The organism is Luteimonas marina (assembly GCF_007859325.1).
Lineage (GTDB): Bacteria > Pseudomonadota > Gammaproteobacteria > Xanthomonadales > Xanthomonadaceae > Luteimonas > Luteimonas marina.
This window is the reverse complement of record NZ_VOHK01000005.1, coordinates 463,914-481,400: the sequence shown is the minus strand read 5'-3', so window position 1 is coordinate 481,400 and position 17,487 is coordinate 463,914. Positions and strand designations below refer to the sequence as shown.

Sequence of the window (17,487 nt, the reverse complement as noted above, 5' to 3'; positions counted from 1 at the left end):
GGCCCCGTGCGTCGTCATCCCGGCGAAAGCCGGGATCCATTTTGCCGTGGTCCTGTTGCGGAAAGCCTAAAGTCCAAATGGATCCCGGCTTTCGCCGGGATGACGGCCCTGGGCTTTCGCCGGGACGATGACTTCCGGGCTTTCGTCGGGACGACTTCCGGGTCTTCGTCGGGATGACGGCTCCCTGGCATTCGCCGGGAAGGTGGTCCAGGAGACCGGCCTCAGTCGGCCACGACTTCCGGCAACACCCCGTTGTACTGCGCCCGCGGCCGGATCAGGCGGCCGAGGTCCTGCTGCTCCTGCGCGTGCGCCAGCCAGCCGGCCAGGCGTCCGGCGGCGAACATCGCCAGCGCCGGCGCGGCAGGCAGTTCGTGCACGTAGCAGATCGCGGCGAGCATGCCGTCGATGTTCGGCAGCCGGCCGCTGCTCTCGGCCGCGGCGGCGAGCAGCGCCTCGACGTGGGCCATGCGCGGGCTGTCGGCGCAGCGCGCGCGCAGCATCGCCAGCACCTCGGCGCCGCGCGGGTCGCCTTCGGGATACAGCACGTGGTGGAAGCCGGGCAGGTCGTCGCCGCGCTGCCAGCGCTCGTTGATGAAGGCCGCGGGCAACGCCGCTTCGGCGGCGTCGGCGATCAGCGCATAGGCGCGCGCGGTGGCGCCGCCGTGGCGCGGGCCCGACAGCGCGGCCAGGCCGGCGCAGACGGTGGCATGCAGGTGTGCGCCGGTGGAGGCGACCACGCGCGCGGCGAAGGCGGAGACGTTGAGCTCGTGGTCGGCGCACAGTACCAGCGCGGCGCGGACGAGGTCGGCGAAGGCGGCGTCGCCGGGGCACCAGGCGTCGGCGAGCAGGCGGTGTACGGGGCGTGCGTCGGGCGTGCCGGCGACCAGCAGCGCCGCGTTCTGGCGCAGCAGGGTGGCGGCGAGCCGGCGCTTGATCGGCGGCGCGGCGTTGAGCGAATGGCGCTGGTCCAGCGCCAGCAGCGGGATCGCCGACAGCGCGCGTTCGAGCGGCGGCAGCGCGGCGTCGGTCGCGATCGGCGCCACCCGCGCCGGCCAGCCGCTCGCCGGCGGCGGGTCGAAGGGATCGAGTTCGCCGCAGTTCCACAGCAGGCGGGCGGCGTCCTCCAGCGTCGCGCCCTCGCGCACCATCGCCACCGCGGCGCGGCCGCGGTAGTAGGGGCTGTCGGGGCGGATCAGCGAGATCGCGGTCTCCATCACCGGCAGGCCGCGGTCGAGGCTCTGCGCCGCGCCGCGCGCGGCGCCGCGGCCGGCCTTCTTGCGCTGGGCCAGGCGCTCGACGTCGCGGCGCAGGTAGACGCGGCTGCGGTGGTCGGGGCCGGGGCGCGATTCGATCAGGCCGCGGCTGACGTAGGCGTAGAGCGTGGCCGGGCTGATCCCGAGCAGGGCGCAGGCTTCGGGCGCGGGGATCAGGTCGCTGTCGGCGGGCGTGTTCATGGATGACAGGTTGATTTATTCGATCAAGATTGATCAACCCGAGGAAGGGTGCCACATTGCAGGCCATCCGGGAATCCCCGCCGCCCCCTGCGAGCCAGGCCATGACCACTGCTTCCGCCGGCGCACGCTTCCGCGCCGCCCTCGCCGCCGAATCGCCGCTGCAGGTGATCGGCGCGATCAACGCCAACCACGCCCTGCTCGCGCAGCGCGCCGGCTACAAGGCGATCTACCTGTCCGGCGGCGGCGTCGCCGCGGGCTCGCTGGGCCTGCCCGACCTCGGCATCAACACCCTCGAGGACGTGCTGATCGACGTGCGGCGCATCACCGATGTCTGCGCGCTGCCGCTGCTGGTCGACATCGACACCGGCTTCGGACCCAGCGCGTTCAACATCGAGCGCACGGTCAAGTCGCTGATCAAGGCCGGCGCGGCGGCCTGCCACATCGAGGACCAGGTCGGCGCCAAGCGCTGCGGCCACCGCCCGGGCAAGGAGATCGTGCCGCAGGGCGAGATGGTCGACCGGGTCAAGGCCGCCGCCGATGCGAAAACCGATCCGGACTTCTTCCTGATCGCGCGCACCGACGCGATCCAGGTCGACGGCGTCGACGCCGCGATCGAGCGCGCCGTCGCCTGCGTCGAGGCCGGCGCCGACGGCATCTTCGCCGAGGCCGCCCATGACCTCGACACCTATCGCCGCTTCGTCGACGCGGTGAAGGTGCCGGTGCTGGCCAACATCACCGAGTTCGGCAAGACGCCGCTGTTCACGCGCGACGAGCTGGCCTCGGCCGGCGTCGCGATCCAGCTGTTCCCGCTATCGGCCTTCCGCGCCGCGAACAAGGCGGCCGAGGCGGTGTACGAGGCCGTGCGCCGCGACGGGCACCAGAAGGCCGTGGTCGACGCGATGCAGACCCGCGAGGAGCTGTACGAGCGCATCGGCTACCACGCCTTCGAGGGCAGGCTCGACGCGCTGTTCGCGGCGAAGAAGTGATGCACGCGCGGCCGGCAGGGCGCTGGTCGGCCGGCGGGCCGGACACGACGGGGGTCGTGTCCGGGGCCCTCCGGCACGTGCTGGCGCGGCCTTGCGGCCGCTTCAACCAAGCCAACGCATCGGGGTCGCGCTAGCGGCCAGCGCCGGCGGCCGGCCATCGCCGCGGGAACCAGAACACGAGACGCCATCCAGGAGACACCACCATGAGCCAAGCCACTCCCGCCGCGCCGTTCAAGCCGAAGAAGTCGGTGGCCCTGTCCGGCACCGCCGCCGGCAACACCGCGCTGTGCACGGTCGGCCGCACCGGCAACGACCTGGCCTACCGCGGCTACGACATCCTCGACCTGGCCACCACCAGCGAGTTCGAGGAGATCGCCCACCTGCTGGTGCACGGCAAGCTGCCCAACGCCGCCGAGCTGCGCGCGTACAAGGCGAAGCTGAAGTCGCTGCGCGGCCTGCCCGCCGCGGTCAAGGCCGCGCTCGAGGAGCTGCCGCCGTCGGCGCACCCGATGGACGTGATGCGCACCGGCGTGTCGGTGCTCGGCTGCGTGTCGCCGGAAAAGGACGACCACAACACGCCCGGCGCGCGCGACATCGCCGACAAGCTGATGGCCTGCCTCGGCTCGATGCTGCTGTACTGGTACCACTGGAGCCACAACGGCCGCGTCATCGACGTCGAGACCGACGACGACTCCATCGGCGGCCACTTCCTGCACCTGCTGCATGGCGAACCGCCGCCGGACAGCTGGGTGCGCGCGATGCACACCTCGCTGATCCTCTACGCCGAGCACGAATTCAACGCCTCGACCTTCACCTGCCGCGTGATCGCCGGCACCGGCAGCGACATGTACAGCGCGATCGCCGGCGGCATCGGCGCGCTGCGCGGGCCCAAGCACGGTGGCGCCAACGAGGTCGCGTTCGAGATCCAGAAGCGCTACGACAACCCGGACGAGGCCGAGGCCGACATCAAGGCCCGGGTCGAGCGCAAGGAAGTGGTGATCGGCTTCGGCCACCCGGTCTACACCGTGTCCGATCCGCGCAACAAGGTGATCAAGCAGGTGGCCAAGGAACTGTCGGACGAGGCCGGCAGCACGAAGATGTACGACATCGCCGAGCGCCTGGAGTCGGTGATGTGGGACATCAAGAAGATGTTCCCCAACCTCGACTGGTTCAGCGCCGTCAGCTACCACATGATGGGCGTGCCGACGGCGATGTTCACCCCGCTGTTCGTGATCTCGCGCACCAGCGGCTGGAGCGCGCACGTCATCGAGCAGCGCATCGACGGCAAGATCATCCGGCCGAGCGCGAACTACACCGGCCCGGAGGACCAGGCGTTCGTGCCGATCGACAAACGTTCCTGAAGTTCCAGAAACCGTCGTCCCCGCGCAGGCGGGGACCCAGCGTCTTTGAAACGCATCCGCAAAGACACGGGATTCCCGCCTTCGCGGGAATGACGGAAAAAGGTTCGCGCCACTTTTCATTCGACCGCCAGCCATGAACCGCCAGCACCGCAAACCCCTCCCCGGCACCAATCTTGACTGGTTCGACGCGCGCGAAGCGGTCGAGGCGATCCGCCCCGGCGCCTGGGCCACCCTGCCCTACACCGCGCGCGTGCACGCCGAGAACATCGTCCGCCGCGCCAATCCGCTGCGCATCGCCGACTACCTCGGCCAGCTGATCGAGCGCAAACGCGAGATCGATTTCCCGTGGTTCCCCGCGCGCGTGGTCTGCCACGACATCCTCGGCCAGACCGCGCTGGTCGATCTTGCCGGCCTGCGCGACGCCATCGCCGCGCAGGGCGGCGATCCGGCCAAGGTCAACCCGGTGGTGCCGGTGCAGCTGATCGTCGACCATTCGCTGGCGGTGGAATGCGGCGGCTTCGATCCCGGCGCATTCGCGAAGAACCGCGCCATCGAGGATCGCCGCAACGCCGACCGCTTCCACTTCATCGACTGGACCAGGCTTGCGTTCAAGAACGTCGACGTGATCCCGCCGGGCAACGGGATCATGCACCAGATCAACCTGGAGAAGATGTCGCCGGTGGTCTATGTCCAGGATGGCGTGGCCTTTCCCGACACCTGCGTCGGCACCGACAGCCACACCCCGCATGTCGACGCGCTGGGCGTGATCGCGATCGGCGTGGGCGGGCTGGAGGCGGAGAACGTGATGCTCGGCCGCGCCTCATGGATGCGCACGCCGGATATCGTCGGCGTCGAACTCGCCGGCAAGCCCGCGCCGGGCATCACCGCCACCGACGTGGTGCTGGCGCTGACCGAATTCCTGCGCCAGCAGAAGGTGGTCGGTGCCTACCTCGAGTTCCGCGGCGAAGGCGCGGCGGCGCTGACCGTCGGCGACCGCGCCACGATCTCGAACATGGCGCCCGAGTACGGCGCCACCGCGGCGATGTTCTTCATCGACGACAACACCCTCGACTACCTGCGCCTGACCGGCCGCGAGGACGCGCAGGTGGCGCTGGTCGAGACCTATGCCAAGGTCGCGGGCCTGTGGGCCGACGACCTGGAGGACGCGCAGTACGAGCGCACCCTGCACTTCGACCTCTCGACGGTCGTGCGCAACATGGCCGGCCCGTCGAACCCGCACCGCCGCCTGCCGACCAGCGCGCTGGCCGAGCGCGGCATCGCCGACGGCGCCAAGCTCGACGCGGGCAAGGCCGAGCAAGCGCAAGGCCTGATGCCGGACGGCGCGGTGATCATCGCCGCCATCACCTCCTGCACCAACACCTCCAACCCGCGCAACGTCATCGCCGCCGGCCTGATCGCGCGCAACGCCAACGCGAAGGGGCTCACCCGCAAGCCGTGGGTGAAGACCTCGCTGGCGCCGGGTTCGAAGGCCGTGCAGCTGTACCTGGAGGAATCCGGCCTGCTGCCGGAGCTGGAGCAGCTCGGCTTCGGCATCGTCGGCTTCGCCTGCACCACCTGCAACGGCATGAGCGGCGCGCTCGACCCGGCGATCCAGCGGGAAATCATCGAGCGCGACCTGTACGCCACCGCGGTGCTGAGCGGCAACCGCAACTTCGACGGCCGCATCCATCCCTACGCCAAGCAGGCCTTCCTCGCCTCGCCGCCGCTGGTGATCGCCTACGCCATCGCCGGCACCGTGCGCTTCGACATCGAGAAGGACGCGCTCGGCTTCGACGCCGACGGCCAGCCGGTCACGCTCAAGGACCTCTGGCCGAGCGACGAGGAAATCGACGCCGTGGTCAAGGCCAGCGTCAAGCCCGAGCAGTACCGCCAGGTCTACGGCCCGATGTTCAAGCTGCACGTCGACAGCGGCGAGCAGGTCAGCCCGCTGTACGACTGGCGTCCGATGAGCACCTACATCCGCCGCCCGCCGTACTGGGAAGGCGCACTGGCCGGCGAACGCACGCTGACCGGCATGCGACCGCTCGCCGTGCTCGGCGACAACATCACCACCGACCACCTGTCGCCGTCGAACGCGATCCTCGCCAGCAGCGCCGCGGGCGAATACCTCGCGCAGATGGGCCTGCCGGAAGAGGACTTCAATTCCTACGCCACGCACCGTGGCGACCACCTCACCGCGCAGCGCGCGACCTTCGCCAACCCCAAGCTCGTCAACGAGATGGCGGTGGTCGATGGCGAGGTGAAGCAGGGCTCGCTGGCGCGGATCGAACCCGACGGCAAGCTCGTGCGCATGTGGGAGGCGATCGAGACCTACATGGACCGCCGCCAGCCGCTGATCATCGTCGCCGGCGCCGACTACGGCCAGGGCAGCTCGCGCGACTGGGCGGCCAAGGGCGTGCGCCTGGCGGGCGTGGAGGCGATCGTCGCCGAGGGCTTCGAGCGCATCCACCGCACCAACCTGGTCGGCATGGGCGTGCTGCCGCTGGAGTTCCAGCCCGGCACCACGCGGCTGACGCTCGGCATCGACGGCAGCGAGACCTTCGACGTCGTCGGCACGCCCGCGCCGCGCGCGACGCTGACCCTGGTGATCCACCGCAGGGATGGCGGGCGCGTCGAAGCGCCCGTCACCTGCCGCCTCGACTCCGACGAGGACGTGCAGGTCTACGAGGCCGGCGGCGTGCTGCAGCGCTTCGCGCAGGATTTCCTCGCGATGTCGAAAGCGGCCTGACCGGTTCGTCGTATCGGTGCAACCCAACCCCAGGAGACCGATCATGTCCGACACCCAAGGCCCCGGCTCCGTCCGCCTGCACCGTGTCCTGCGCGCGCCGCCCGAGCGCGTCTACCGCGCCTTCCTCGATCCCGGCGCGCTGGTGAAGTGGCTGCCGCCGCACGGCTTCACCGGCACCATGCACGAGATGGACGCGCGCGTGGGCGGCGGCTACCGGATGTCGTTCACCAACCTCGGCACCGGCTCCAGCCATTCGTTCACTGTGAAGTACGTCGAACTGGTGCCGAACGAGCGCATCCGCCACACCGATACCTTCGACGCCCCCGGCCTGCCCGGCGAGATGCAGGTGACGGTGACGCTGAAGCAGAGCATCGCCGGCACCGAACTGCAGATCGTGCAGGCAGGCATTCCCGCCGCGATCCCGGTCGACTACTGCCATCAGGGCTGGCAGGAATCGCTGGAGCTGCTGGCGAAGCTGGTCGAGCCCGAGATTCCCGATGGTGCCTGAGTGGTCGCGGGCGCGTGAGTGACCCTGGACGACGGCGGCAAACTGAAGTCGCCGTCATCCCGGCGAAAGCCGGGATCCATTTTGCTGTTGTTTTCATCGAGCGACAAAGGTCAAAGGCAAAATCAAAATGGATCCCGGCTTTCGCCGGGATGACGAGATTCAGGGATGTGGCTGGTAATCCCGCACCGCGCCCGTCGCGCAGTTGAAACCCTCCGAGGACCCCATGTCGAACGCACCGCAGCTCCGCATCCCCGCCACCTACATGCGCGGCGGCACGTCCAAGGGCGTGTTCTTCCGACGCGAGGATCTTCCGGAACGCGCGCGCGAACCCGGCCCGGCGCGCGACGCGCTGCTGATGCGGGTGATCGGTTCGCCCGATCCCTACGGCAAGCACACCGACGGCATGGGCGGGGCGACGTCGTCCACCAGCAAGTGCGTGATCATCGCGAAGGCGAGCTTGCCGGACCACGACGTCGACTACCTGTACGGGCAGGTCTCGATCGACAGCGCCTTCGTCGACTGGAGCGGCAACTGCGGCAATCTGTCCGCGGCGGTGGGGCCGTTCGCGATCGCCAACGGCCTGGTCGATCCGGCGCGGGTGCCGGAGAACGGCATCTGCACGGTGCGCATCTGGCAGGCGAACATCGGCAAGACCATCGTCGCGCAGGTGCCGGTGGTGGACGGGCAGGTGCAGGAAACCGGCGACTTCGAGTTGGATGGGGTGACCTTCCCGGCGGCGGAGATCGTGCTGGAGTTCCTCGATCCGGCGGACGAGGGCGAGGGCGGCGGCGCGATGTTCCCGACCGGGAACCTGGTCGACGAACTCGACGTGCCGGGCGTCGGTGCGCTCAAGGCGACGATGATCACCGCGGGCATCCCGACGGTCTTCGTCAACGCCGCCGACCTCGGCTACGACGGCACCGAGCTGCAGCCGGCGATCAACGAGGACAGGTCGGCGCTGGCGAAGCTGGAGGCGATCCGCGTCGCCGGCGCGCTGCGCATGGGCCTGATTCAGGCGCCGGAGGACGCGGTGACGCGCCAGCACACGCCGAAGGTGGCCTTCGTCGCGCCGGCGAAGGACTATGTGGCCTCCAGCGGCAAGCGCATCGCCGCCGGCGACATCGACCTCAACGTGCGCGCGCTGTCGATGGGCAAGCTGCACCACGCGATGATGGGCACGGCCTCGGTGGCGATCGCGACCGCGGCGGCGGTGCCGGGCACGCTGGTCAATCTCGCCGCCGGCGGCGGAGGGCGCGAGGCGGTACGTTTCGGCCATCCCTCCGGCACGCTGCGCGTGGGCGCGGCGGTGGCGCAGGTCGATGGGCAGTGGACGGCGACCAAGGCGGTGATGAGCCGCAGCGCGCGGGTGCTGATGGAAGGCGCGGTACGGGTGCCGGCGGATTCGTTCTGAGGCCGACACGCGATACCCCTCGGGATCGTCATCCCTGCTTTCGCAGGGATGACGGCTGTGAGCCGTTGCGCCTGGGATGACATTCTGCGCATCCGCTGATCGAGCCTGTGGTGCATGGGCGATCAAGACCGCTTACCCGAATCCGCCGCCCGCTCACCCGCCGCCGCCGTTGACCCTCCCCGTGGCCTGTGGGGCAATCGGGAGACCAGCAACGCATGACCCGGGGAATCCGCGACGCGGGACCACCGCGGTCGGGGAGGAAGGATGACGACGGATCCACGCATCGCGCTGCAGCGCGCGCCGATGGGCCGGCTGCAGGTGGCGGTCGTCGCGCTGTGCATCGCGCTCAACGCGATCGACGGCTTCGACGTGCTGGCGATCAGCTTCGCCGCGCCGGGCATCGCCGCCGAGTGGGGCATCGACCGCGCCGTGCTCGGCGTGGTGCTGTCGATGGAGCTGGTGGGCATGGCGCTGGGCTCGGTGCTGATCGGCAACCTCGCCGACCGCATCGGCCGGCGGCCGGTGATCCTGGGCTGCCTGGTGACGATGACGCTGGGCATGTTCCTGGCCGCGTTCGCGGACAGCGTGGCGGCGCTGTCGGTGACGCGGCTGTTCACCGGGCTCGGCATCGGCGGCATGCTGTCCTCGACCAGCGCGATGGTCGCCGAGTTCTCCAGCGACCGCCGCCGCAACCTCAACGTCGTGCTCAACATCGCCGGCTATTCGGCGGGCGCGGTGGTGGGCGGCCTGATCGCGGCGCAGCTGCTCGAACGCACGGGGGAGTGGCGCTCGGTGTTCCTGCTGGGCGCGGCGGCGACCACCGTGCTGCTGCCGCTGGTGTTCTGGTGCATGCCCGAGTCGATCGAGTCGCAGATCGCGCGCCGGCCGCGCGGCGCGCTCGAAGGCGTCAACCGCACGCTGCGGCGGCTGGGCATGGCGCCGGTGGACGCGCTGCCCGCGGCGGACGCGCAGGTGGCCAGGGCCTCGTTCGGCGCACTGTTCTCGTCTGCCTACGCGCGGCCGACGGTGCTGCTGACGATCGCCTACTTCGCGCAGATCATGGCGTTCTACTTCATCCAGAAGTGGACGCCGAAGCTCCTGGTCGACATGGGCTTCGACGCCGCCAGCGCGGGACGGGTGCTGGTGTTCGTCAACATCGGCTGCGTGATCGGTGCGGTGGCGATGGGGCTGGCCTCGCAGCGGATGCGGCTGCAGCCGCTGGTGGTCGGGGCGATGGTGCTGTCGTTCGCGACGATCGCGTCCTACGGGCTGCTGCCGCACGACCTGGTGTGGTTCTCGGCGGTGGCGGTGCTGGCGGGGTTCTTCACCAATGCCAGCGTGGTCGGCATGTATCCGGTGCTGGTGCGCACCTATCCGGCGCTGCTGCGCGCCAGCGGCACGGGCTTCGTGATCGGGGTCGGGCGCGGCGGTTCGGTGGTCGGGCCGATCGCGGCGGGTGGCCTGCTCGCCGGCGGCAGCGCGCTGCTGGTGGTGTCGGGCGCGATGGGCGCCGGGGCGCTGGTGGCGGCGACGATGCTGGTGCTGCTGGGGCGGGTGCGGGTGGCGCGTGGCGCCGATACCGTGTAGGAGCGCCTTCAGGCGCGATGCCTTTTCTTGCAGCGGACGGAAGAGCTCGCGCCTGAAGGCGCTCCTACAGGGCGGCGGGGGCGGGCTTGCGGTTTCGCAGCGCCAGCAGCAGTCCGCCATAGACCGTCGCCGCGATCAGCGTCGCGTCGAACACCGGCACGCCGGTCAGGGTGAGGTCGAAGCGCTTGGCGCCCAGCGCGATCGCCACCGACGCCACCCAGGTCGCGATCGCCGGCCAGCGCACCAGCGGCATCTCGCGCAGCGTCGTCGCGGCGTCGACGCCGCGGAAGCGGGTGAAGCCGTCGATCACGTAGATCGCCGCGATCGGCGGGATGATCAGACCGAGGAACAGCAGGAACGGGATGAAGGCGTCGATGATGCCGGCCAGCGCGAAACCGGCCCCGATCGCGCCGCCGAGCAGGGTGAAGGCCCAGGTCGGCACCTTCGGGAAGGTGGCGGTCAGCGACAGGCTGGCCGAGTACAGGTTGGCGGCGTTGATGGTCCAGCACGAGAGCACCAGCATCGCCAGCGCCGGCACGCCGAAGCCGAAGCCGACGATCAGCGCCATGATGTCGGTCTGCCCGGTCGCCAGCGCCGGCAGCGCGGCCAGCACCATCAGCAGCGGCGCCGCGAACGGGAACGACAGCGCCATCGCCGAGACCGCGCCGCGCGTGCTGCGGATGTAGCGCGACAGGTCGGGCATCGCCGCGACCGTGAGCATGTTGCCGCCGATCAGCGCCGACAGCGCGATGCCGAAGTTCATCGGCACCGGCGGACTTGCACTCGGCGCCAGTACCACGCCGTGCCTGCGCACCGCGGCGACGCAGACCGCGAGCAGGATCGCGCCCAGCAGCGGCACCGCCACCAGCGCCAGGCGTTCGAGGGTGCGGAAGCCGTAGATCGTCGACACCGTCATCAGCACGCTGCCGATGACCACGCAGGTCGCGAACGAGACCTGCACCTCGTACAGCTGCGCGATCGCGGCCACCATCGCGCCGCCGAAGAACGAGACGTTGACCCCGAACCAGCCGTAGTGCACCAGCGCCACCACGAGGTTGACCAGCGCCGCGCCGCGGCGGCCGAACGAGCGCTGCACCAGCAGGTAGGTGGTCAGCCGCGTGCGCACGCTGATGATCGCGGTCAGGCAGGCGCCCAGGCACAGGATCAGGCCGGCGAGCAGCGCGGCCAGCACCGCGTCGCGAAAACCCAGCGCCATGCTTGTCTGCGCGCCGTTGAGGAAGGCCGGCAGCGAGATCGAGAAGCTGGCGATGATCAGCGCGACCCGCCAGCCCGAGGTCAGCACGTGCTCCGGCAGCGGCCGGTCGGCGTATTGTTCGGTGGCGGGAGCGTGTTCCAAGTGCGCCTCCAGGAATTCGTCATTCCCGCGAAAGCGGGAATCCATGGACCTTGCGTTGCAAAGAGGCAACGTCCATGGATCCCCGCTTTCGCGGGGATGACGGGCAAAGGTCCGGAATTGCCCGCGGCTCCATCAAGTCGCGGTCCAGCCGTTGAGCATCTCGATCGGACGATAGGGCTCGCCGAGGCCGAACGCATCGGGACCGACGAAGGCCATCGCCCGCGCCTCGCGCAGCATCGCCGGTGCGGCGGCGCCGACCACCTTCACCCGCTGGCCGTACTTCAGGCGTTCGGTGGTGATGCTTTCGGCGGTCTCGCGGTCCATCACCGTGATCAGGTCGGGCACCATGGCCACGGTGTCGCCGTCGCGGCGGGCGACCAGGTTCTCGTTCTGGAACTCGAGCACCATCGTGCCCTCGCCGCCGAAGCCTTCGAGCTGCACGCGGCCGAGCGAGAAGCCGCCGCGCGTTTCGCGTTCGACGTCGATGATCTTGCCGTCGAACAGCTCGCCGGCGAAGGGATAAAGCCGGCTCGCGCGCAGCGCGGCGTAGAGCGCCGCGAACGGGTCGCCGCCGGCCTGGCGCGCGGCGCGGATCGCGGCACCGACCGCGATCGCGGCCGAGACGCTGCCGCCGATCGCGTGCGCCTTCGCTTCGCGCCCGGACAGCGGGTACTCGGCCATGTGCGCGATGCCGCCCATCGCCACCGACACCGCGCGCGCGATGCGCTCGTGGGCGAGGTTGTCGCTGTGTTCGATGGTCACCGTCGTGCCGCCGGCGTCGGTCATCACCGCCGGGCAGGCGGCAACGCCGCGGATGTTGAAGATCGCCATCTGCGATTCGGGGAAGGCGCGGCCCATGCCGTCGGCGTCGACCAGCGGCAGGCCCAGCCGCGCCGCGGCGGCCAGCGGCGCCAGGCCGTTGCCGCCGCCGATCTCGATCGGCAGCACCGCTTCGACGCGGCGGCCGAGCAGGGCTTCGAGCTTGCGCAGGCCGGCGACGGTCTCCTGCCCGCCGGGCAGCTTCTCCACCGACACGGTGGGCGCGCCGATCCAGCCCAGCGGCACCACCAGCGCATCGTCGTCGAGCGCGTCGAGCGGCAGCAGTTCGACCGCGCCGTGCCGTGCGAGCCCGGCCTCGGCCATCAGCCGGCCGTAGTAGGGATCGCCGCCGCCGCCGGAGCCGAGGAAGGCGGCGCCGGTGGCGAGGTCGGCCAGGGTGCCGCGTTCAATGCGCATGGCGGACATCCGCGGAGGGTGCCACGACGGCGGGTGCCGGTGGCGGCTCCGAGGCGAGGTCGGCCACCGCCTTGACCCGCACCTGCGCCGCGCGGCCCGGCAGGTAGCTCAGGAACACCTCGTCCACCTCCACCACCTGCACCGTGCGCGCATCGCCGCCGGCCTCGACCACGCGCGCCTGCGCCTCGGCGCGCAGCTGCTCCAGCGCGACCGCCCGCGGCAGCGTGTCGTAGGCGACGATCTTCTCGACCTGGGCACCGACCTGCGCGATCGCCGCGCCGACCGCGTTGGCGACCGCGGCATGTTCGGGCCGCAGCACGCGCGCCGCGCCCCTGAGCGTCTCGGGAATCAGGAAGGCGCCGCCGCCGACGGCGAGGATCGTGGCCTCGCCGCGCGCGGTCTTCATGCGGTCCACGCCTTCCTCCAGCATCTGCCGGAAGCGGGCGAGGATCGCGGCGACGACGTCGGCCGACAGCGGCGGCAGCCGGCCGGCGTCGCCGAAGGCGGCATGGCCGGCCGCGACCGCGACGTCGCTGGCGGTCAGCACGTCGCCGCCGAACAGGAAGGCATCGTGCGCGATGCGGTAGCCGACCGAGTCCGGGCCCACGCGCAGCACCGCCGGATCGAACGCGCCGGCCTGCCACAGCGCCTGGTCGAGATGGACGCGGGTGCCGCCGCCGAGGCCGAGCGAGAGGATGTCGGGCATGCGCGAGTTGGTGCGCACGCCGCCGATGTCGACGGTGATCGAGGATTCGCGCGGGAAGCCGTGCGCCAGCACGCCGATGTCGGTGGTGGTGCCGCCGACGTCCATCACGATCGCGTCGTCGACGCCGGTCAGGAACGCCGCGCCGCGCATGCTGTTGGTCGGGCCGGAACCAATGCAGGTCACCGGATGCGCCGCGGCCTGCGCGCGCGGGACCAGGGTGCCGTCGTTCTGGCTGAGGTAGAGCGGCGCTTCGAGGCCGATCGACTGCAGCGCGCCGCTGAAGGCGTCGACCACGCGCACCGCCAGCTTCGACAGCGCCGCGTTGAGGATCGCCGCGTTCTCGCGCTCGACCAGGCCGAGGCGGCCGATGGCATGCGACAGGGTGATGTTCGCGTCCGGATGTTCCTCGCGTACGAGGGCGGCGGCGCGTTCCTCCATCGCCGCGTTCATCGGCGCGAAGGCGCTGGTGATGGCGATCGCGTCGATGCCGTCGCGGCGCAGCGCGCGCGCGGCCTCGCGCACGCGGGCCTCGTCGAGCGGCGCGATCTCGCGGCCGTCGACCTCGAAGCCGCCCGGCAGCAGGAAGATCCGTTCGCCGATGCAGGCCACCAGGTCCGCCGGCCAGCCCGTCAGCGGCGGGAGGGCCTCGCCTGACGGGCTGGCCAGCCGGAGGATGCCCACGCGCTCGAGCGCCCTGCGCTCGACCAGCGCATTGGCGAAGTGGGTGGTGCCGATGGTGATCCGCGAGACCGCGTCGTGGCGCACGCCGGCCTGCTCCAGCACCGCGGTGACCGCGGCGGCCACGCCGGAACCGACGTCGCCGGTGGTGGGCTGCTTGGTCCATGCCGCCACCGTGTCGCCGGCCATCAGCACGGCGTCGGTATTGGTGCCGCCCACGTCCACGCCCAATCGCACCACGGCACTCCGGATCCCCTTGGAGGGCTCACGGTAGGGGCGCGCCGCGAGGGTGCGCAACGCATAAAACGGGTGGCGCGGCGGCCGGGGCGGGTAAGCGGATCGGCGAATTCGGGTAAGCCGGGGCGGTGTGGGCCAGGATGGGTGCGCGCGCATGGCTATGATGGCCGTGATTCGTCATCCCGGCGAAAGCCGGGATCCATTTTGACTTTGGTCTTTTGACTGTTCCGCTTCGCCATGCGGCAACCGCAAATGGATCCCGGCTTGACCAGCCTTCGGCTGTTGTGAAGCGCTTCGCCGGGATGACGAAGCCGAAGCAACCAGGGTGTCAATGCAGCAGGTCCATGCCCCATGGAGATCGAATCCAGCGTGATCGCCCAGGACAGCATCGCCGCAGCGGAAGGACTGATCCGCGCCAAGGTTGCGCCGCCGGTGTGGCTGGGCGACCAGATCCGGCGCGACCTGCTGCTGGCGCGTCTGGACGATGCGCTCGCGCGCCGGCTCACCCTGATCCAGGCGCCGGCCGGCTACGGCAAGACCATCCTGCTCGCGCAGTGGCGCCAGCGCCACGCCGGCCCGGCGGTGCGCATCGCCTGGCTGACGCTGGAAACCGACGACGCCGACCTCAAGCGCCTGGCCGGCTACCTGTCGCTGGCGATGTCCGGCGGCGCGCCCGGCGAGGAGGCCGCGCCGGTGCCGCCCGACCTGCCGCCGCGCGCGGCGCTGTCGGCGATCATCAACCGGCTGGCCTCGGAGCCGCGGCCGGTGGTGATCGTGTTCGACGATTTCCATCGCGCCGACAGCCCCGCGCTGTCGGACTTCATCGCCACCCTGATCCGGCTGGCGCCGGGGAACTGCCACTTCATCGTCGCTTCGCGCGACCATCCCGCGCTGGGGCAGTCGGTGCTGGCGGCCGAGGAACAGCTGCTCGAATTCACCGCCGAGGACCTGCGCTTCTCCGCCATCGAGACCGGAGCGCTGCTGGCCCGGCACCGCGCCGCGGCGCTCGACGACGGCGACCTGCGCCGGATCTTCGAGCGCACCGAGGGCTGGCCGATCGCGCTGCAGCTGGTGGCGCTGTCGCTCAAGCGCGGCGCCGACCCCGGCGCGCTGGTCGCGCGCTTCAGCGGCTCGGGCTCGGAGCTGGCGCGCTACCTGTCGGAGCAGGTGCTGGTGGCGCTGCCGCCGGACGTGCAGGAAGCGGTGGTGCGCACCGCCCTGGTCGACCGCCTGACCGGCGACATCGTCAACCTGCTGTGCGAACGCGAGGACGGCTGGCTGGTGCTGGAGCGGCTCGAACACCAGGGCATCTTCCTCGCGCCGCTGTCGGAGGGCGGCGCGGCCTACCGCTACCACCAGCTGTTCGCCGAATACCTGCGCGAGCGCCTGGCGCGCCGAGACGCCGCGCAGTACCGCGCGCTGCAGCGCACGCTGGCGCAGTGGTTCGCCGGCCGCGGCCAGGTGACCGAGGCGGTGAACCACGCCATCCAGGCCGACGATCCGGCGCTGCTGGCCGATGTCGTCGAGCGCGCCGGCGCCTGGCGATTGATTCCGCAGGGCCTGCAGGCGGTCGCCGCGCGCGCGCTGGACGCGCTGCCCGAGGAAATGGTCGCCGCGCGCCCGCGCCTGGCGCTGGCGCGGATCTACCTCGCGATCAAGCGCGGCGAGCTCGGCGCCGCCCGCGCCGACTACGACCGCGTGCTCGCGGCCGCGGGCGAAGCCCAGGCCGACGCCGACCTGCGCACCGAGATCAACATCGTCGGCGACCTGCTGCTCGATTACGAGAACGCGCCGCTCACGCTCGAGGACCTGCTCGAGCGCGAGACCCTGCTGCGCAACCTGCCGACCAACGACCACCTGCTGCTCGCCAACATCTGCGAGTTGCTCGGCGCGAAGTACTACGAGGGCGGCTGGCTGGAGCGGGCGATGGAACCGACCCTGGCCGCGCGCGAGCACTACCAGGCGCTCGGTTCGCTCTACAGCGACCTGTTCACGCGTTTCCTGGAGGCGCGCATCCGCCGCGCGCAGGGTCGCGCGCGCGACGCCGCCAACATCCTCGCCGCGGCGCACCGGCAGATCGTCGACAACTTCGGCGAGCGCTCCGACCTCGCCGCCAACTGCGCCGCGTTCGAGGCCGAGCTGCTGTACGAGCAGGACCGCGTCGACGAGGCCGCGGAGCTGCTGGCGTGGTCGCTGCCGCACATGGAGCAGTCCGACGGCTGGGTCGACGTCTACGCCGCCGCCTACGCCACCGCCGCACGCATCGAGGCCGCGCGCGGCGCGATGGAGGAGGCGCTGGCGATGCTCTCGCGCGGCTGGCGGCTGGCGCGCCGGCGGCGCCTGCGCCAGCTCGAACTGCTGGCGCGGCTGTGCGAACTGCAGCTGCTGCTGCAAAGCGGTGTCGACGACGAACGCGCGCGGGCGCTTGCCGACGAGATCGGGCTCGACGCGCTTGCCGACGACATGCGGCTCGAAGCGGCCGGCTACCGGCAGGTCGCGATCGCCGCGGCGCTGTGCCGGGCGCGGCTGCGGCTGGTGGAGGGCGAGCCGGAGCGCGCGCTGGACGACCTGGAACTCTTGCGGCGGTGGGCCAGCCGCCACGGCATCGGCCGCCTGCTGCTGGAGGCGAACCTGCTGCTCGCGCACGCGCACGTCCGCCTCGGCGACCAGGCCAGGGCGCAGGCCTGCTTCGACAGCGCGGTGGGCATGGCGATGTTCCAGGGCATCGTGCGCCCGTTCATCGACGCGCAGCGCTTCGTCGAACCGCTGCTCAAGGCCTGCGTGCACGACGCGCCGCAGGCCGACCGCTTCCGCGACCAGTTCCTCAAGGGCCTGTCGCGCACGTTCGCCGCGCGGCCGATGGACAACGCCGGCCAGGGCTTCCTGTCGGAGGCCGAGCTCGCGGTGATCGAACCGCTGTGCCGCGGCCTGTCCAACAAGGAAATCGCGCGCGCCATCGGCATGTCGCCCGACACGGTGAAGTACCGGCTCAAGGCGCTGTTCCGCAAGATCGGCGTGCATCGCCGGCAGGACGCGGTGCGCGTACTGCACGAGCGCGGGCTGGTGGCCGACGACGGCGTGCCCGGCGTCGACGCAGCCGGGTAGGCGGTGCGCGCGGCCGCAATTCCGGTCGCGGCCGAAGCCGTTCCTGCAGGCGTGATCCAGCGTCCGGTCGCCGGGTAGTCGGCGCCGCCGCGGCGCTCTCCGGGACTTACCC

11 protein-coding genes are annotated in these 17,487 nt (G+C 71.1%); 7 read left to right on the top strand and 4 right to left on the bottom strand.

The annotated features are described in order from the left end of the window. Window positions 1-221 precede the first annotated feature (221 nt). Window positions 222-1,454, bottom strand: a complete 1,233-nt coding sequence (locus FQY83_RS13750; RefSeq protein ID WP_146388523.1) for a citrate synthase family protein — start codon at window positions 1,452-1,454, stop codon at window positions 222-224. A gap of 101 nt (window positions 1,455-1,555) precedes the next feature. Here FQY83_RS13750 and prpB point away from each other — a divergent pair, with 101 nt between their 5' ends. From prpB to FQY83_RS13720, 6 genes are all read left to right on the top strand, one after another. Then, a complete protein-coding gene (gene prpB / locus FQY83_RS13745) occupies window positions 1,556-2,440 on the top strand; it encodes a methylisocitrate lyase (RefSeq protein ID WP_146388522.1) in 885 nt (294 codons plus the stop codon). A gap of 203 nt (window positions 2,441-2,643) precedes the next feature. Continuing rightward, window positions 2,644-3,801: a bifunctional 2-methylcitrate synthase/citrate synthase gene (gene prpC, locus FQY83_RS13740; RefSeq protein ID WP_146388521.1), complete on the top strand. Its 1,158-nt coding sequence runs from the start codon at window positions 2,644-2,646 to the stop codon at window positions 3,799-3,801. Between the two features lie 133 nt (window positions 3,802-3,934). Beyond that, window positions 3,935-6,550: a Fe/S-dependent 2-methylisocitrate dehydratase AcnD gene (gene acnD, locus FQY83_RS13735; protein ID WP_146388520.1), complete on the top strand. Its 2,616-nt coding sequence runs from the start codon at window positions 3,935-3,937 to the stop codon at window positions 6,548-6,550. Window positions 6,551-6,593: 43 nt separating this feature from the next. Further along, window positions 6,594-7,058 (top strand): SRPBCC family protein, encoded by a 465-nt coding sequence (locus FQY83_RS13730; RefSeq protein ID WP_146388519.1) that lies wholly within the window; start codon window positions 6,594-6,596, stop codon window positions 7,056-7,058. A gap of 223 nt (window positions 7,059-7,281) precedes the next feature. Next, window positions 7,282-8,469, top strand: coding sequence for a 2-methylaconitate cis-trans isomerase PrpF (prpF, locus tag FQY83_RS13725; RefSeq protein ID WP_146388518.1), 1,188 nt, complete (start codon window positions 7,282-7,284; stop codon window positions 8,467-8,469). Window positions 8,470-8,733: 264 nt separating this feature from the next. Further along, complete coding sequence (locus tag FQY83_RS13720) at window positions 8,734-10,056, top strand: MFS transporter (protein WP_202878196.1); 1,323 nt, start codon at window positions 8,734-8,736, stop codon at window positions 10,054-10,056. A 64-nt stretch (window positions 10,057-10,120) separates the two neighbouring features. On the opposite strand, the gene FQY83_RS13715 is transcribed toward FQY83_RS13720, so the two are convergent. The 3 genes from FQY83_RS13715 to FQY83_RS13705 all read right to left on the bottom strand — a co-directional run bounded on the left by FQY83_RS13715 (window position 10,121) and on the right by FQY83_RS13705 (window position 14,270). Further along, window positions 10,121-11,413: a cytosine permease gene (locus FQY83_RS13715; protein ID WP_202878195.1), complete on the bottom strand. Its 1,293-nt coding sequence runs from the start codon at window positions 11,411-11,413 to the stop codon at window positions 10,121-10,123. 132 nt (window positions 11,414-11,545) lie between these two features. Then, complete coding sequence (locus tag FQY83_RS13710; protein ID WP_146388516.1) at window positions 11,546-12,649, bottom strand: S-methyl thiohydantoin desulfurase family protein; 1,104 nt, start codon at window positions 12,647-12,649, stop codon at window positions 11,546-11,548. After that, complete coding sequence (locus FQY83_RS13705; protein ID WP_146388515.1) at window positions 12,639-14,270, bottom strand: hydantoinase/oxoprolinase N-terminal domain-containing protein; 1,632 nt, start codon at window positions 14,268-14,270, stop codon at window positions 12,639-12,641. Before FQY83_RS13705 ends, FQY83_RS13710 begins: the two co-directional genes overlap by 11 nt. Before the next feature lie 351 nt (window positions 14,271-14,621). On the opposite strand from FQY83_RS13705, the gene FQY83_RS13700 reads away from it, so the two are divergent. Next, the gene (locus FQY83_RS13700; protein ID WP_146388514.1) at window positions 14,622-17,375 is read left to right on the top strand and encodes a helix-turn-helix transcriptional regulator; all 2,754 of its coding nucleotides are present in this window, start codon (window positions 14,622-14,624) and stop codon (window positions 17,373-17,375) included. Window positions 17,376-17,487 lie beyond the last annotated feature (112 nt).